The sequence below is a fragment of the Ruegeria sp. AD5 genome (genome assembly GCF_056542345.1).
Window position 1 is genome coordinate 1,321,870 of sequence record NZ_JBQFZR010000002.1, and the last position, 16,555, is coordinate 1,338,424.

The window sequence follows — 16,555 nt, forward strand, 5'->3', positions numbered from 1 at the left end:
GCGCCCGTTTGGGCGAACTGGCCACCTTGTCGCAAGACCCCCGGCAAGTGATCGTGCTGACCCGTTATGGCAAACCGATCGCCGCACTGGTGTCGATGAACGAGGCGCAGCGGATTTGGGAGTTAATGGATGATGACACCATCGGACGCAAACACCCGCTCAGCGGGGTGCGCGGGTGGTGGTCGAAGGGGCGTGGTATTCCGGGGATGGAACCTGGGCCGGACGGTTCTTACCTCACCGCGCGCGACGCCGCGCTGAAGGTCCGCGAGATCCAGATGACCCGTGCCGAGGAACGCCGCATTCTCAAACGCGGGGGTCTGGACCCTGTCGCGGGCGGCGAGATCGCCGCCCGGCCCGTCGCCTCCCTGTGGAGACTGTTGTTTATGAGAAGCGCTCCGACCTGAACGGGGTACCTACTACTCCTGCCGCAGTCACAAATCTCAGCGGCATTAACCCCCTTTAACATCCGATCGGGCCGGAAACGCTTCAGTTCACCTGACGTTCCAGAACTGTGCTGTAGGTCGTTCCGTTTCGCAGGCTACGGAAATCGGCAAAGATCTTGCCGTCCTCGTACCGCGCATCGATCAACGCATTGGCGCCAATCACCAGCGGGGATGTTTCAACGATGCCGATCGAGCCAGACCCATCGAGGCTGATGGTTCCGGTGGCCTCGTATTCATTCCATTCAGTGTCGCCATCCCGACGCCACTTGCTGGGCCCCCAGAAGACATTGTCTTCCTGCATCTGGACGTCGAGCATCCATTCGGCCTGATTAAAGCGGGGCTGATCCCCCTTGTAATAATGGCTGGGCTGCACGGTCGTATAACTTCCCAACCACGTGCCGCGCAGATCCGGTGTGGTATCGGCCAGTGCTGCGGTTCCGAGGGCGAGGGACGTGGCCAGAGCGGCGGCTCCGGCAGTCATGTATCTGGTCATGAGAATCTCCTCCTGAAAGCGACCCTTTGGAGTTCAAAAGCGAACATCCTTGCTGTGGGATACAGATTGGGCGGAGGTGCGCCGGTTACAACTTACCTAAGGGAAACTTCATGAACCGGTAATGTTTGCGTCAGGCCCAGGCCAGCGCAGTGCCGAGGATGACCAGACCGATACCTGCCGCCTCGCGATACGAGAAGTTCTCGCCGAACAGAAAGAATGAGGCGATGGCGATCAGAACCACTTCGGCCCCAAGAATGCCGGTATAGATGATGCCCAGCCGTTCCTCGCGCAGAGCGGCGAGTTCGAGCGTGGCCCCGGCCAGCAGGGTCGCGACGATCAGTAGACCAAGACCCACGCCGGGGAGTTTCCACCAGAACTTCATCGCGATCATGGCAACGGAATAAAGGCCTGCTGATCCAAAAGCGATAAGGGGAACAAGCGATGTAGACATAAGGGCCTCCTGCAAAGGTTGCCGTTAGGTCAACTGTAGCAGATGGGCTGATTTAGGGCTGTGAGGTGGGTCACAGTTTCAGGTTCCATTCTCGCTTTTCTTCTTGTGTTTTTTTGCCCCCGAACTTGCAGTGATGGGTCGACCTGTTCAAAATTCAATTATTCATATGCGACTGGGGAGGGGTGCAATGACAACACTTTGCGAAATAGGTCAAACCGGAGTGCGAATCCCACGAATTGGCTTTGGATCAACCGGTATAGGCAACATTCCACAGATTTACGGTTACGAAGTTGATGAGAATAGGGCGCACGAGACCATACGTGCCATACTTGCCCGGCCCGACGGGTTTATCGACACCGCCCGAGGCTATGCGTTGGGGCGTAGCGAGGAGCGCATCGGGAGTGTCATCCGTGAACTCGGTGGCTGGCCGAAGGGCCGCGTTCTGTCCACAAAAGTAGACCGTGACATGGAAACGAATGTTTTCGACGCCGCCCAAGCGCGGCGGTCCTTTGAACAAAGCCTCAAGGCTCTTGAGGTAGATCGCGTGGACATCCTTCATCTGCACGACCCGGAATACGCTGGTGACGTAACTGAGATTACCCGCAGCGGAGGTGCGCTGGACGAATTATTCAAAATTAAAGAGGAAGGATTGGCAACTGCAGTTGGTCTGGCGGGCGGGCAGTTGGATGTGTTGATGCCAATGCTGCGCGAACGGGATTTCGACGTGGTGATGACTCACAACCGGCACACGCTTGTAAACATGAATGCGGCGCCGCTGATCGAACTGGCCAACTCGAAGGACGTTACGGTGTTGAACGCAGCGCCTTACGCCGGCGGAATCTTGGCCAGAGGCAGCGCAATCCATCATTTCTACGTCTATCGGCCAGCAACAGAAGAAACGCTCGCACCCGTGCGCGCGGTTGAGGAAATCTGTGCCCGCTATGACGTGCCCTTAGGCGCCTTAGCGCTGCAATTCTCGATGCGGGACGCAAAAATTGCGTCAACGGTGTGTGGAGTGACTTGGCCACAGCATATGAGACAAACACTCGAATGGGCGGATTGGGATATCCCAAGAGCGGTTTGGAGTGAACTCGCGGAACTTGGTCAGAGTGACGCTGATCCTGAGGCCGTATAGAACCGATCAACGGAGAGGAAGGACAGCCTTAGCTGTCCATCTTCAACGCTGAAATAAACGCCTCCTGCGGGATATCCACTTTCCCGAACTGGCGCATCTTCTTCTTACCCGCCTTCTGCTTGTCCAGCAGTTTGCGTTTCCGCGTGGCGTCGCCTCCGTAGCATTTGGCGGTCACGTCCTTGCGCAAGGCCGAGAGGGTCTCGCGGGCGATGACCTTGCCTCCGATGGCGGCCTGGATCGGGATTTTGAACATGTGGCGCGGGATCAGGTCCTTGAGCTTTTCGCACATTGCACGGCCCCGCATCTCGGCCCGGTCGCGGTGAACCATGGTCGACAGCGCGTCGACCGGTTCGTCATTCACCAGCACCGACATCTTGACCAGATTGTCCTCGGTGTAGCCGGTCATCTGGTAGTCGAACGAGGCATAGCCCTTGGTCACCGATTTCAGGCGGTCGTAGAAGTCAAAGACGACTTCGTTCAGCGGCAGGTCATAGACGACCATGGCGCGGGTGCCGGCATAGGTCAGGTCCAGCTGGATGCCGCGGCGGTCTTGGCAGAGTTTCAGCACGTCGCCGAGGTATTCATCCGGAACCAGAATGGTCGCCTTGATGCGCGGTTCCTCGATATGGTCGACCTTGGACGGATCAGGCATGTCGGCGGGGTTGTGCAGCTCGATCATCTCGCCGTCTTTCATGTAGACGTGATAGATCACCGACGGCGCGGTGGTGATGAGCTCGATATCATATTCGCGTTCGATGCGGTCTCGGATGACCTCAAGGTGCAGCAGGCCAAGGAAGCCGCAGCGGAAGCCAAAGCCAAGCGCGGCCGAGGTTTCCATTTCAAAGCTGAAGCTGGCGTCGTTCAGCGCCAGCTTGTCGATCGCATCGCGCAGGTCTTCGAATTCGGAACTGTCGACGGGGAAGAGGCCGCAGAACACCACCGGCTGCGCGGGTTTGAATCCCGTCAGGGCCTCTTCGGTGCCGTTGCGGTCATTGGTGATGGTGTCGCCGACGCGGGTGTCGCGGACCTGTTTGATTGAGGCGGTGAGAAAGCCGATCTCACCGGGGCCAAGCGAGTCGACCATCTCCATCTCGGGCCGGAAGACACCAACGCGGTCGACATGGTGCAGGGTGTTGTTCGACATGAACTTGACCCGCATGCCCTTTTTCAGCGTGCCGTCCATGATGCGGACCAGAACGATGACGCCGAGATAGGCGTCGTACCATGAATCCACCAGCATCGCCTTGAGCGGCGCGTCGAGATTGCCCTGCGGCGCGGGCAGCTGCTGCACAATGGCCTCAAGTGTTTCGTGGATGCCCTGCCCCGTCTTGGCACTGACCTGAATGGCGTCGGTCGCGTCGATGCCGATCACATCCTCAATCTGCTCCGCGACGCGGTCACAATCGGACGCTGGCAGGTCGATCTTGTTGAGCACCGGCACGATCTCATGATCGGCGTCGATGGCCTGATAGACATTCGCCAGCGTCTGAGCCTCAACCCCTTGGGTCGAGTCCACGACCAGCAGCGAGCCCTCGACCGCACGCATGGACCGGCTGACCTCATAGGCAAAGTCCACGTGGCCGGGCGTGTCGATCAGGTTCAGCACATAAGCCTCGCCATTGTCGGCGGTATAGTCGATGCGAACCGTGTTGGCCTTGATGGTGATGCCGCGTTCACGCTCGATATCCATGCTGTCGAGCAGCTGTTCCTTCATGTCGCGATCCTTAACCGTTCCGGTCTCTTGGATGAGCCGGTCAGCAAGGGTGGATTTGCCATGGTCGATATGCGCGACGATGGAGAAATTGCGGATATGAGCGAGGTCTGTCATGGGTTGGGGATATGCGTCGGAAATGGGCTGTGGTCAAGGTGGGACGAAGCCCCAGCGAAACCCTTTGTTTGCGAGGCCTCTGACCGTTCAGAGCAACCTGTTTTTGACCAACTCCGCGTTCATCCAATGCGTATCACTCTGCACGTGACCCTCGCGCACGTATTTCGCGTGGTGAGTGGGCATGTCTTCTTCGTTAAACGCTGCAGTTGTGCGAACGACAAAACCCTCCTGAGTATCCAGATCCAGGCCCGCGATCACATCTGCCAGAACCTTAACAGAGAACCGTCCGCGATAGAGTTCGGGAACGGCAGCAATCCCCAGCTCGAGAAAGCGTGAAAACGTCGCGTCCCACGATTGCACGCGCTTTGCCTTGATCCAGGCGAAGCCCAGGAAATAAGTCGGCAACGCCGAGTACGCTATCGAGTGGCGCGCAAACAGATATTCACCGACTATGCGCTCATCTTCGTCAAGCTGTGGCGAAATTCCGGTAGCGAAGGCCTTCATCCAATCTCGGGACGGGTGGTAACGCGCGTCAATACTGCGGGGGTGGCAGCCCTGACTATGAATCGTTGTATTCTCACCGTCCAGTTTTTCGGTGAAGACGACCTCATCAGCCGAAGCCAGTTTATCAACGCTGGACATGATCTTATCATCGCTGGTCGCCCCGGGAGACTCCGGCAGATGGAAGTGCGCCCGTATTTCTTAAGCATAGTGGTCTCATGAAAGAGATTTAAACAATGTCTGGCCAGAAAACGCGACATCCCAGCCGCGTGCAATCACTTTTTCGAACCACCCAATTGATCCCGAATCCACTTTGATTCATACTCCGCCGCAGACCGAGAGGGGCATAAGACCCGTCCGGGCAGGCAAAAAACGAGGCTCGAGTATGAAACAGTTCCTCTTAATCGCATTTTGTGCGGCATCGCTGACGTCGGTGGCCCACACAGTGGACGCGGCGCAGATCAAGCGGGCGTGTCTGGCATCAGACCGTGAAGCGGCGACGCGGGCGCGGTGCCGGTGTATTCAGCGCGTGGCGGATCAGGCGCTGACGCGTAGTGATCAGAAGACCGTCGCCAAGTGGTTCACCAACCCGCATCAGGCGCAGGAGTTGAAGATGTCGCAGACCGCGCGCGATGATGCGCTGTGGGATCGGTATCAGAACTTTGGCCAGATGGCGCAAGCGATCTGCAACTGAGCCCTGTCAATCCTTGACCTGATGCCCGCTGCGCCTCAGAAATGGCGCAGCGAAAGGTATGTGCGATGGTGATGAAAGGGCTGACCCTGCGGGGCCTTGAAGTGTTCGAGGCGCTGGCGCGGACCGGATCGGTGGCGCAGGCGGCCGAGATCACGGGGCTCAGCCAGCCCTCGGTTTCCCAGCAGTTGCGCAATCTGGAAAAGGCTTTGGGCACCGATCTGGTGGATCACGGGCGGCGACCGATGCGACTGACGCAGGCCGGCCGCAGTTTCCTGGCGCGGGCCGAGGCAGTGCTGGCCGAGTTGCAGATGGCGCAAGGCGAACTGGCAGTGATGGATCTGGGGCATCTGACCACCCTGTCCATCGGCTTGATCGACGATTTCGACAACGACCTGACGCCGCGATTGGCGACGTTGCTGGCCGACAGTCTGACCCGGTCGAAATTCAAGCTGATCACGCTGCCCAGCCTGGACCTGTTTGCCGAGCTGGAAGCGCAGCGCCTGCACATGGCGGTCTCGGCCCATTCTGGCGAGGTGCTGGAGGGCGTGGTCGAATATCCGCTGGTGCAGGATCCGTTCATTCTGGTCGCTCCTAAGGGCGTTGCGCAACCAGTGCAGGATCTGCCCTTTCTGCGCTATGCCCGCGAGCAGTTGATCAGCCGTCAGATCGAAAGCCATCTGGCCCGGCAGCAGCTGGAGTTCGAGGAACGGTTCGAAATCGGCTCACACCTCGCGCTGATGGCGATGGTTGCGCGCGGCCTCGGCTGGGCGATCACCACGCCGCTGGGCTATATGCGCGCCGCCCGCTTCCACGACGGGATGGAGGCGCACCCTGCCCCGTTCGGTGAATTCGCGCGCACCATTTCCTTGTTTACACGGACCGACTGGTCCGATCAGGTACCGCAGGAGGTGGCCGACATGATCCGACGCCTGATGCGCAGCCAGATCGTTGATCCAGCGATTGCGCAATTGCCGTGGTTAGCTGGTCAGTTGAAGGTGGTGGGGTGAACCGGAAAGTGAGCATCCAGGCTCTTTTATTTGAGCCATGCGTGATCCGTCCTGCAAACCAAAAGACGTTTAATGAGCGTTAGTATGTCCGGAATAAAGGCTGTTCTTACCTGCTGAATTCAGCTTCTACTAACGCCTCGTAGGCGTCCAGTTCAGCCTCTTTGACAACGTCGCGATCAGCCAGCACTTCCAGAGCCATAAGTGCGACATCGGGGCTTTGAAACACTGCGTCCGCCAGGATCGCAAGATGTTTCAAGCTTTCTGTCGGTATGTCCTCAAGTGCGAAGAACCTTTTCAGGAACACGGCGTCGCCATCAATGGCCTGATTGCGCATAGCGCGCATCTTCAGGCGGGACGAGGCACGGGTCTTGACCGCCATAGACTTTAGAAAAAGAAACTTGTGGAAATGAAATCCCTGCGCAGACAACTCGCTCATTTGTGAGTCAAGCAGTGGCTGACCCTTGTAAAGCGGAACCATGGCGATTTCGGATATCACAGCGACCGCATTCTTGAGTTTTTCGCGCGCATTCCTGAATACGTCCAATTCTCCGCCCTGCACGTCAATCTTCAGCAGATCGAACTCTGGCAGCTCTTTCAGGTCGTCCAGCCGATGGGTGGTTATTGGTACAACTTCTTCGACCCGCATTTGCCTGGGCCACCTTCCCATAACTCTGATGAAGTCGGGGTTGGGCTCGAATAGCGAAGTGAAGCCACTTCCCTTGCAAACATGAAGGCGCTCACTTCCTCCTCTGCCGATCGCATAAGGAAGATAGGTTTCATTTTCTCCTCCCTCTTCAGAGAGCCGTGCAAATGCATCTTGCTGTGGTTCGAAACCCCAGACATCGCATATGCGGTTCTTCAGGAGGGTTGAATATGGGGTAGCGCCAAGAGGATTGGCACCCACATCCACCACCCGCGTCAGTCTTTCCGGTGACAGAACTTCGTGCAGGAACAGTGCGCGCTCGTCATTCATTTTTTGTCACTAACCTTTGGGGTATTCAGCTGGTTAATCGTGCCTGTGATCATATGTCTAACTCAGTTGGATTAACGGGCTGCAGTCTCTCTTGGAGCTTGGAGATTTATGTGTGCTGATGACAGCCTCGTGCGTGCATCAGGAATTGGTATCATTCCATCAAATGACCATTGGGGATCGGATTACTATTCCATGCACTTAATGCGACTATCTGCATAGGCACAAGGGTATGCGCTTAGAAGGCGGATGGTTTGACCCCTGTCGCTGATTGCGATGCAGCCTGCGGAGGCCGCATAAACGTTGGTTTTGGGCTCAAACATGCTGTCGCTCTGGATTGATTGAATACGCAAGGCAAAACTACCACTGAGCCCGTACATGCGCATCCAGCCCCGCCACGGCCTCTTCGATCAGGTCCAGAACGCCGTCGAAATCCCGGGTGTAGTACGGGTCAGGCACATGGTCGGCACCGGTATGGGGGGCGAAATCGGTCAACAGGCGGACCGGGGTGTCGTTGCCGTCAGGGCGCAAATCTTCGATGTTCGCGATGTTTTCTGCGTCCATTCCGATGATCAGGTCGAAGTGGTTGAAATCCTCGGCCACGAACTGGCGCGCGCGTAGGTCGCTGAGGTCGATATCACGCGCGCGGGCGGCCTTTTGCATCGGGCCATAAGGCGGGCTGCCGATATGCCAGCCCGAGGTTCCGGCGCTGTCGGTGATATGCCCCGGCGCCCGGGCGCGGAACACACCCTCGGCAGCGGGTGAGCGGCAGATATTGCCCAGGCAGACGAAAAGGATACGGTGTGTCATGGGAACGGGTGTAACGCGTGAGGCGGGTATGGAAAAGATCGTCATTCTGACCGGCGCCGGGATTTCGGCCGAAAGCGGACTGGGCACGTTCCGCGATGAAAGCGGCCTGTGGGCGCAGCACCGGATCGAGGATGTGGCCACGCCCGAAGGTTTTGCCCGCAATCCGGCACTGGTGCATCAGTTCTACAATGCCCGCCGGGTGCAGGCCGCCGCGGCGCAGCCCAACGCGGCGCATCAGGCGCTGGCCCGGTTGCAGCAGGGCTGGCCTGGAGAGGTGATCCTTGTCACCCAGAATGTCGACAGCCTGCACGAGGCAGGAGGGGCCGCGCATGTGATCCATATGCATGGCACCTTGGCTGGGGCTTTGTGTGCGGCGTGCGGATATCGTTGGGCTTCGCCACCCGAAATGGATGTGGGTGAGCCCTGCCCGTCCTGTCACCAGCCCTCGGCCCGGCCCGACGTCGTATGGTTCGGCGAGATGCCATATTTCATGGATGAGATCTACGACCATCTGATGGAAGCATCGCTGTTCGCCTCGATCGGCACCTCGGGGCAGGTTTATCCGGCGGCAGGGTTTGTACAAGAGGCGCGGGCCGTGGGCGCGCGGACGATCGAATTGAACCTTGAGCCATCCGCCGGAATTTTTGATGAAACCCGGCTGGGGCCAGCCTCGGAGGCAGTACCGCGCTGGGTCGAAGAGCTGTTGGCGCGAGGCAGCACGCGATAGGGGCAGACAGCGGCGCGTCTTCCCGTCTATGGTGCAGAAAACGCAAACCCGAGTGAGTGACATGACCGATCTACCGCCCAAAGACGGAGAAATCCTTGACGACAGCAGTATCGACGCGCGCGATACGTTAAGTACCAATCTGGCCAGCCTGTGGTGGACCTTTCTGCTGCGTGGAATTCTCGCAGGTCTGATCGGGATTGCAGCGCTGTTCTGGCCGACCAGCAGCATCTCATTATTGCTGCGATTGGTAGGGGCGCTGCTGATTCTGGATGGCGCGCTGACCTGGCTGGGTTTTGGGCGGCGCGGGCTGATCGGAGGCGTCGGGATCGGTGCCGCGCTGATCGGTTTGGTGTTGCTGATCTGGCCACAGGGCGTGGCCTGGCTGGCCTTCACCCTCATGGGGGCGATGGCGCTGTTCGTTGCGATCGGCTCGTTCATGGCGCTGCCGCAAATGCATCCACAAGACCCCGAGCGCGCAACGGTGCGTAATTCAGGTATCTTCGCACTCATCGTCGGGCTGGTGCTGATCTTCTGGCCCGGCAGCGGCATGGTGGCGTTGGGCTGGGCAATTGCCTTCTTCGCGCTGACCTCGGCGGTGGTGATGTTCTTTCTGGCGGCACGGTTCAAAAAAGCGGGCGATCGATTGGGGATGAAAACCGTCAACAGATGACGCAACAGGCCGGGCATTGCCCGGCCTGACGTATGGATGATGGCTGTACCACAGCCTGAAGACAGGCGTTAGTTCGAATGGCCGCCTTTGTCCTGGCGCTCAAGATCGACCGGGATCTCGACCGCGACCTCTCCAGCATTTTCGAAGATCAGAGTGACGGGAACGGTTCCGCCCTGTTCGAAAGGCGCGGTCAGGCCCATGAACATGACGTGATCACCGCCGCGTTTCAGCATGTGGGTTTCGCCCGCCGGAATGGCGAAGCCTTCCTTCACATGCACCATCTTGGCGACACCGTTTTCGTCAACCTTATGAGTGTGCAGTTCCACTCGGGCAGCCGCATCCGAGGTCACGCCGATCAGGCGGTCATCGGTATCGCTTTGATTCTGGATCATCATGAAGGCGGCACCCGCCTTCGCGGTTTTGCCCGAAGACCGTGCATAAGGGTCTTCGACCGAGATGGTATCGGCAGCCAGCGCCGCACCGGTCAGCGAAAAGGTAGTCAGGACTGCAAGCAGGCTGGATTTGAGGGTCATTGTGCCTCTCCTTGGTAACTGTCTGATAGAATTTAGAAACTGGAATCAGGCAGAAACCGGCGGGGCACGAGCTGGGTGTCGCGGCAGCGGCGCGGCAATCAGATGCTGGGAAAGGAGCGACGGCGCGGGGAGCGCGCGCGACGGAGCCGGAGGTACGGCAACCGAGGCTTCATGGATCGCGCCCAGCAGGTTGAGCGCATAGTCAGGGCAGTATTGCGGTGCGCGGGTCGGTTGGCCGTCTTCGTCCATATAGACGACGACCGGCCCGCTGCCGGTGCACAAAACCATCTGCCCGACCGCGCGCTCCATACCCCGCGACACGGCCAGTCCCTGCCCGGTGAGGATCACCATCAGGGACAGCGTATAAGGCAGAAATGTGCGGAAAAAGCCTGTCATGTCAGCTTGGTATATACGCCGCCCACTGAACCGGCTTCAAGCGCAAAGCAGTGGCTGAGACAGTATGGCCTAGCTCAGCTTTTCGGCGGCCTGAACGCCTCGGCATTCATCCCTGTATGCAGTCGGTTTACCCGGCGCTGCATCCGGGTGCAGCGGATCACGGCTTTTGCAATTGATCGTGGCAGTAAAAACAGAAAATTCTTTGCTTTGAGTGACATGGTAACCCCCTCAACATGAATATGCATAAACATATGCGATATTCAGCAGGCGTTCTGTGAACAACGTCACGAAGCGGGGCGTTTTATTACCATTTCAGAGACAATCATTCGCACAGGGGCAGCGAATGCAAAAAAGAAAAGCCCCACACCGCAGGGTGCAGGGCTGAATTCTTGCGTGAGAAAGCGCTTAGGCCGAGGCTTGCGCCTTGGCGATTTCTTTCTTCACTTTCAGGGCGTTCGCTGACAGCTCGTCATCCTTGGCTTTGGCCAGGAACGCGTCCAGACCACCGCGGTGGTCGACCGAGCGCAGGGCAGCTGCCGAGATGCGCAGCTTGACGCCACGACCCAGAGTTTCCGACTGCAGGGTAACGTCGTTCAGGTTGGGCAGAAAACGGCGACGAGTTCTGTTTTTGGCGTGGCTGACATTGTTGCCAGTCATCGGGCCTTTTCCGGTCAGTTCGCAACGGCGCGACATGGTTTCTTCCTTTGTTTCTGGAGGCCGGGTACAAGACCCGCGGCCAAATCACAAGGGGCGCAACCCGAAGTCGCGCCCGAAAACTGGTTGGATGCGTTTAGTGGGAATCGCGCGAAGGGTCAAGACGGCTGCGGCGAAATCTTTGCACCCGAGTTGAATTCATTTGAGGTCAAGATCGGGGACATCCGCAACAGCGGCTTGTTATTCTTCAAATGCCGCGTGATCAACTGCGCTTGCAGCCGCCCGCCGGGGATCATGCGGGCCGGGTCGGCGCGGTAGTCAAGGTCTGTCAGTTCGGGAAAAATCTCGAATATCTCGCGACGCGACGCGGCGCTCAGCATTTTCAGCGCTTCGGGGCCGGTATAGAGGCTTTCGGTTGGCGCATCCTCGGCAAAGATCACCTGATGGCGGTCGAACAGCAGGTGGTAATACTCGACGCTTTCCACGCTTTCATCAATGTAGATATCCGGCATTGCAGTGAGTTTGATGGCCGGAATCAGAACCTCGGTCGTGCCGAACATGCGTTGGGCGATCTTTGAGTGCACCAGCATCCGATGCTGGCGCGAGACCAGCAGATCGCGATGCGGCAGCCCCTCGCCCAATGCCCCTGCAAGGATACGCACAGGCCAGAGTCTGGGGTTGGCTTCAAGCTGGAAGCGATCAAATTCGCGCCGCCCGATCCAACGGATCGGGTGTAGGCCCTGCCCAAGTGTGTGGACCAGATCACCGGTGCGCAACGACTGGATCAGGGATCGCCCATCCTGTGTCGTGATCAATGTATCGCGCGTGAAACAGGGCATACCCGACCCGTTCTCGAACGCTGAATACGTGACGGTGATGCCTGAAGGCAGGGTAAATGTGCCGCTAGAGACTGAATAACCAACCCCGTCTTCGACCGTAATCACCCCGAAAGTATCGTCCGTGATAACAGTGCCCTCAGGGAGGTTCAGCGTGTCGGTTCCGCTGCCGCCGCGAATGTCACCCGACACCGTGGTGCTGGTGAAATTCAGCGTGTCATTACCGGCACCAAGCCGGATATCGCCGACGGTTGACCCGCTGATATCAACCGTATCCGCATCGGACCCGCTAGCGATGCGCCCGCCAACCGTACTGTTGGTGACAATGATCGTGTCGGTGCCTGCATTGCCCAGGACATTGTTGGCAATGGTGCTATTGGTGATGGTGATATCGTCATCGCCGCCACGGCCGCGGATACCGGTCACCGGAGGCGTCGCCGGGTTTCCGTTCAGAGTACCGCTGTCATTTGTGACATCGATATCGTCGTCGCCGTTGGTACCATTGATATTGGGCATTCTGACGTGTCCCGTTCCTCGGAGAATCCGGGCACGATCCGAGCTGACCAAGCCCTTTCTCAACCCGGTTCAAACGCAGTGACTTACACTCAAACACAACAATATATGTAGCTTTAATACACGATTAGCGGTCAGCGCACCAGCCGCGCACGCATCATACCGCCAGAGTGTTACGCGTCGGACAGCCCGGAGAGGATTTGCTCGGCCGCCGCCGATGGGCTGAGGTGGCCCGCACTGACCTGAGCGCCAAGATCGCTCATCCGACTGCGCATCTGTGGCGTTTCGAGACGCGCAAGCAATGCGTGGCGTACCTCTTGCTCGAACCAGTATTGTGCCTGTGTGGCGCGGTTCAATACCCAATGCCCGGCTTCGCGCCGCCAGGTTGTCAGGGCCTGCATCTCGTCCCAGGCCTGTTCCAGCCCATGCTCTTCAACCGCTGAAACGGTCATGGCCTTGGGAAACCCTTCGGGGTCCTGCGGACGTTTGCGCAGCAGACGCAGCGCGCCCGCGTAATCGGCGCAGGTGCGGGTTGCAGTCGCTTTCAGGTCGCCATCGGCCTTGTTGATCAGGATCATGTCGGCCATCTCCATGATGCCGCGCTTGACGCCCTGCAACTCATCTCCACCCGCCGGGGCCAGCAGCAGCAGGAACAAGTCAGACATCTCGGCCACAACGGTTTCCGATTGGCCCACACCCACGGTTTCAATCAGCACGACGTCAAAACCAGCCGCCTCACAAAGTGCAATCGCTTCGCGTGTGCGGCGCGCCACGCCACCAAGATGGCTCTGGCTGGGGGACGGGCGGATAAAGGCGTTTTTCTCGCGGCTCAGCCTTTCCATGCGGGTCTTGTCGCCCAGGATCGAGCCCCCCGAACGGGCCGAGCTGGGGTCAACTGCAAGAACCGCAACGCGCAGCCCCAGCCCCGTCAGCATCATGCCGAAGCTTTCGATAAAGGTCGATTTGCCCACACCCGGCGTGCCCGACAGGCCGATCCGCAACGCCTGGCGTCCGGCGCCGCTCAATTGATCCAGCAGCGCGGTTGCCTGCGCCCGATGATCTTCACGCCCGCTTTCGACCAGTGTGATCGCACGGGCCAATGCCCTGCGCTCTCCGTTCAAGATCCTGTCGCCAAGCTCGGCAATGTTCATCGGTAAGTCCCCGGCTGGAATTTGCCCTAGATGAGGGGGGATGACCCGGTTTGTCCAGCCCCAACCGGAGCCGAGTTTGGCGACGCTGGACCTTGGCCGAGGCTTTGGCGATAAGGCGATATGACCCGGTTGCCCATTGATGACGCCATTCCCGATCTTCTGAACGCCTTGCGAACGCATGGGCGCGCGGTACTGCAGGCGCCGCCGGGTGCGGGCAAGACAACCCGCGTGCCGCTTGAGATGCTACAGGCCGGTCTGTGCGAGGGCCGGATCGTCATGCTGGAACCCCGGCGGCTGGCCGCCCGCGCCGCCGCCGAACGCATGGCCGAGACGCTGGGTGAACCCGTGGGCCAGACCGTGGGCTATCGTGTCCGTGGAGACGTGAAAGTTTCAAAGGCGACGCGCATCGAGGTTGTGACCGAAGGTATCCTGACACGGATGCTGCAATCCGAACCCGATCTGCCCCGCGTGGGTGCGGTGATATTCGATGAATTCCACGAACGGTCCCTGAACGCCGATCTTGGGCTTGCACTGTGCCTTGAGGTGACTGGAGCGTTGCGCGATGACCTGATCTTGCTGGCGATGTCCGCGACGCTGGATGCTGAACCGGTGGGCCAGCTGATGAACGCGCCTCTGGTGACATCCGAAGGGCGCAGCTATCCGGTCGAGACCCGCTGGTTGGACCGGCCTTTGGGGCCGCAGGCGCGGCGACTGGATGCGCTGATCGATCTGGTGGTGCGAGCCGAACGGGAAACCAAAGGGGGCATGCTGGTGTTCCTGCCCGGTGAAGGTGAAATTCGGCGGGCCGAGGCGGCTTTGGCCAGCCGTCTACCCGACACCTGTTCAGTGCGGCCTTTGTTCGGAGCACTGCCCTTTGCCGCCCAGCGCGCGGCGATTGCGCCGGTTAAGCAAGGTCGCAAGGTGGTTCTGGCGACGTCGATTGCCGAAACCTCGCTGACTATTCCCGATATCCGCGTGGTGGTCGATATGGGGCAAGCCCGGCGGGCGCGGTTCGATCCGGGATCAGGCATGTCGCAGCTGGTGACCGAGCGGGTGACGCGGGCCGAAGCGACGCAGCGCGCAGGCCGCGCGGGGCGTGTGGCCGAAGGTGTATGCTATCGGCTGTGGTCGAAGGGCGAAGAAGGTGCGCTGGCCGCCTACCCGCCTGCCGAAATCGAGGCTGCCGATCTGACCGGGCTGGCGTTAGAATTGTCGCTCTGGGGCGCAGAACCGGGTGATCTTGCATTTCTGACCGCGCCGCCCGAAGGCACGCTGGCTGAGGCGCGCGCGTTGCTGGCGATGCTGGGTGCCCTGGATGGCAAAGGTAGGATCACCGAACATGGGCGGGCGCTGGCGGCGCTGCCGCTGCATCCTCGGCTGGGGCACATGCTGCTGCACGCGGGACCTGAGGCCGCGACACTGGCGGCGCTGATGGCGGAACGCGATCCGCTAAGGGGTGCTCCGGTCGATCTGTCTTTGAGGCTTGAGGTGCTGCGGGACGTGCGCGCGTTTCAGCGCAATCGGGTCTGGCAGGTCAACATGGGCGCGCTGGATCGGATCAAGGGCGAAGCAAAGCGGTTGCGCGCGCAATCTAAGGATGCGGGCGGTCTGAGCCCGGCAGCGATGGCGGCGCTGGCCTATCCTGATCGCATCGGACAGCGACGCAAGGGAGATGTCCCGCGTTATGTCCTGTCGGGTGGCAAAGGCGTCGTGCTGGAAGCCGGTGATACGCTGGCGGGTGCACCTTATCTTGTGGTGACGGATACGGATGGGAACCCGCGTGAAGCGCGCGTGCGCATGGCAGCGCAGATTTCCGAGGGGGAAATTCGCGATCTATTCGGCGATCAGATCGCGTGGGTCGACAGCTGCGACTGGTCGAAACGCGAACGCCGTGTCGTGGCGCGCAGGCAAGAGCGGTTCGGAGCAATCACGCTGGACGACCGCATCTGGAAAGATGTCCCCGAGGATGCATTGGCGCGGGCGATGTTGGACGGGGTGCGCGATCTGGGTGTGCGGCTGAACGGGGCCGCAGCGCGATTGGCCGCTCGGGTCGAGTTGATCCGCGCGGAAGGCGCTGATTTGCCGGACTTCTCGGAAACCGGGCTGATGGATACGCTGGAAGACTGGCTGCTGCCGATGCTCTCGGGCGTGCGCAATGCCGATGACTGGAAGCGGTTCGACCTGCTGCCCGCGCTGCGTGCCCGGCTGGACTGGGACCAGATGCAGGAACTGGATCGGCGGGCGCCGGGCTCGTTTGTGACTCCGTTGGGCCGCAAGCTGCCAATTGACTATGGCGGTGCGGTGCCCGAAATCTCGGTTCGGCTACAAGAGGTATTCGGCGTTACGCAACATCCGGTGGTTGGGGGCGAGCCTTTGAAGATCACGCTGCTGTCACCGGCCCAGCGACCGATCCAGATCACCCGTGATCTGCCCGGATTCTGGGCCGGGTCATATGCCGATGTGCGCAAGGACATGCGGGCGCAGTACCCAAAACATCCCTGGCCCGAAGATCCAACTCAGGCGGATCCGACGCTGCGCGCGAAGCGGCGCAAAGGCTGAGTTGATCAGGTGGGCGTAAATAAGCCTCATTGGCGGAAACAGTGCAAAGCGCACAAATTGCTGCAAAAATACACGAAACACCGAAAGTTCAGGCCATATTTTGCGGTTATCCGAGGGCGGTATTGTTAACTCAGCAATACATGATTATGTAACTTCTTCGAATTACAAAAAGAACACGCCCGAG

The 16,555-nt window shown here is 59.4% G+C and carries 18 protein-coding genes; 7 read left to right on the forward strand and 11 right to left on the reverse strand.

The features are described 5' to 3' along the window. The first annotated feature begins 53 nt into the window (after nucleotides 1-53). Nucleotides 54-404, forward strand: a complete 351-nt coding sequence (locus tag ACR0JG_RS15175; protein WP_480570800.1) for a hypothetical protein — start codon at nucleotides 54-56, stop codon at nucleotides 402-404. An 82-nt stretch (nucleotides 405-486) separates the two neighbouring features. On the opposite strand, the gene ACR0JG_RS15180 is transcribed toward ACR0JG_RS15175, so the two are convergent. Further along, the gene (locus ACR0JG_RS15180) at nucleotides 487-936 is read right to left on the reverse strand and encodes a hypothetical protein (RefSeq protein WP_480570803.1); all 450 of its coding nucleotides are present in this window, start codon (nucleotides 934-936) and stop codon (nucleotides 487-489) included. Nucleotides 937-1,066: 130 nt separating this feature from the next. Further along, nucleotides 1,067-1,387, reverse strand: a complete 321-nt coding sequence (locus tag ACR0JG_RS15185; RefSeq protein ID WP_170397195.1) for a hypothetical protein — start codon at nucleotides 1,385-1,387, stop codon at nucleotides 1,067-1,069. A gap of 187 nt (nucleotides 1,388-1,574) precedes the next feature. Here ACR0JG_RS15185 and ACR0JG_RS15190 point away from each other — a divergent pair, with 187 nt between their 5' ends. Next, nucleotides 1,575-2,522, forward strand: coding sequence for an aldo/keto reductase (locus ACR0JG_RS15190; RefSeq protein ID WP_170564802.1), 948 nt, complete (start codon nucleotides 1,575-1,577; stop codon nucleotides 2,520-2,522). Nucleotides 2,523-2,550: 28 nt separating this feature from the next. Here ACR0JG_RS15190 and lepA read toward each other — a convergent pair whose 3' ends face one another. Both lepA and ACR0JG_RS15200 read right to left on the reverse strand, forming a co-directional pair. Further along, nucleotides 2,551-4,350, reverse strand: a complete 1,800-nt coding sequence (gene lepA, locus ACR0JG_RS15195; RefSeq protein ID WP_170397199.1) for a translation elongation factor 4 — start codon at nucleotides 4,348-4,350, stop codon at nucleotides 2,551-2,553. Nucleotides 4,351-4,437: 87 nt separating this feature from the next. Continuing rightward, entirely contained in the window at nucleotides 4,438-4,992 is a 555-nt protein-coding gene (locus ACR0JG_RS15200; protein ID WP_480570806.1) for an RNA ligase family protein, read from the reverse strand. A 244-nt stretch (nucleotides 4,993-5,236) separates the two neighbouring features. Here ACR0JG_RS15200 and ACR0JG_RS15205 point away from each other — a divergent pair, with 244 nt between their 5' ends. Further along, the gene (locus ACR0JG_RS15205; RefSeq protein ID WP_170404173.1) at nucleotides 5,237-5,545 is read left to right on the forward strand and encodes a hypothetical protein; all 309 of its coding nucleotides are present in this window, start codon (nucleotides 5,237-5,239) and stop codon (nucleotides 5,543-5,545) included. A 65-nt stretch (nucleotides 5,546-5,610) separates the two neighbouring features. Next, complete coding sequence (locus ACR0JG_RS15210; RefSeq protein WP_170404783.1) at nucleotides 5,611-6,552, forward strand: LysR family transcriptional regulator; 942 nt, start codon at nucleotides 5,611-5,613, stop codon at nucleotides 6,550-6,552. 106 nt (nucleotides 6,553-6,658) lie between these two features. On the opposite strand, the gene ACR0JG_RS15215 is transcribed toward ACR0JG_RS15210, so the two are convergent. Beyond that, nucleotides 6,659-7,465, reverse strand: coding sequence for an FkbM family methyltransferase (locus ACR0JG_RS15215; protein WP_170664615.1), 807 nt, complete (start codon nucleotides 7,463-7,465; stop codon nucleotides 6,659-6,661). A 417-nt stretch (nucleotides 7,466-7,882) separates the two neighbouring features. Continuing rightward, the gene (locus ACR0JG_RS15220; protein ID WP_170612177.1) at nucleotides 7,883-8,332 is read right to left on the reverse strand and encodes a low molecular weight protein-tyrosine-phosphatase; all 450 of its coding nucleotides are present in this window, start codon (nucleotides 8,330-8,332) and stop codon (nucleotides 7,883-7,885) included. A gap of 28 nt (nucleotides 8,333-8,360) precedes the next feature. On the opposite strand from ACR0JG_RS15220, the gene ACR0JG_RS15225 reads away from it, so the two are divergent. Then, a complete protein-coding gene (locus ACR0JG_RS15225; RefSeq protein ID WP_480571131.1) occupies nucleotides 8,361-9,059 on the forward strand; it encodes an NAD-dependent deacylase in 699 nt (232 codons plus the stop codon). A gap of 61 nt (nucleotides 9,060-9,120) precedes the next feature. Next, complete coding sequence (locus ACR0JG_RS15230) at nucleotides 9,121-9,729, forward strand: DUF308 domain-containing protein (protein ID WP_170511483.1); 609 nt, start codon at nucleotides 9,121-9,123, stop codon at nucleotides 9,727-9,729. Nucleotides 9,730-9,797: 68 nt separating this feature from the next. On the opposite strand, the gene ACR0JG_RS15235 is transcribed toward ACR0JG_RS15230, so the two are convergent. The 5 genes from ACR0JG_RS15235 to meaB form a co-directional block, all read right to left on the reverse strand. Further along, entirely contained in the window at nucleotides 9,798-10,262 is a 465-nt protein-coding gene (locus tag ACR0JG_RS15235; protein ID WP_480570811.1) for a copper chaperone PCu(A)C, read from the reverse strand. 45 nt (nucleotides 10,263-10,307) lie between these two features. Further along, nucleotides 10,308-10,658 carry a glycosyltransferase family protein gene (locus tag ACR0JG_RS15240; protein ID WP_170397210.1) on the reverse strand — a complete coding sequence of 117 codons (351 nt, stop codon included), beginning with the start codon at nucleotides 10,656-10,658 and terminating at the stop codon, nucleotides 10,308-10,310. A gap of 405 nt (nucleotides 10,659-11,063) precedes the next feature. After that, nucleotides 11,064-11,351 carry a 50S ribosomal protein L28 gene (rpmB, locus tag ACR0JG_RS15245; protein WP_008756960.1) on the reverse strand — a complete coding sequence of 96 codons (288 nt, stop codon included), beginning with the start codon at nucleotides 11,349-11,351 and terminating at the stop codon, nucleotides 11,064-11,066. Nucleotides 11,352-11,470: 119 nt separating this feature from the next. Then, nucleotides 11,471-12,664, reverse strand: a complete 1,194-nt coding sequence (locus tag ACR0JG_RS15250; RefSeq protein WP_480570814.1) for a Hint domain-containing protein — start codon at nucleotides 12,662-12,664, stop codon at nucleotides 11,471-11,473. A gap of 170 nt (nucleotides 12,665-12,834) precedes the next feature. Further along, on the reverse strand, nucleotides 12,835-13,812 hold the full coding sequence (meaB, locus tag ACR0JG_RS15255; RefSeq protein WP_170663846.1) for a methylmalonyl Co-A mutase-associated GTPase MeaB: 978 nt from the start codon (nucleotides 13,810-13,812) through the stop codon (nucleotides 12,835-12,837). A gap of 120 nt (nucleotides 13,813-13,932) precedes the next feature. On the opposite strand from meaB, the gene hrpB reads away from it, so the two are divergent. After that, nucleotides 13,933-16,371 (forward strand): ATP-dependent helicase HrpB, encoded by a 2,439-nt coding sequence (gene hrpB / locus ACR0JG_RS15260; RefSeq protein WP_480570817.1) that lies wholly within the window; start codon nucleotides 13,933-13,935, stop codon nucleotides 16,369-16,371. Nucleotides 16,372-16,555 lie beyond the last annotated feature (184 nt).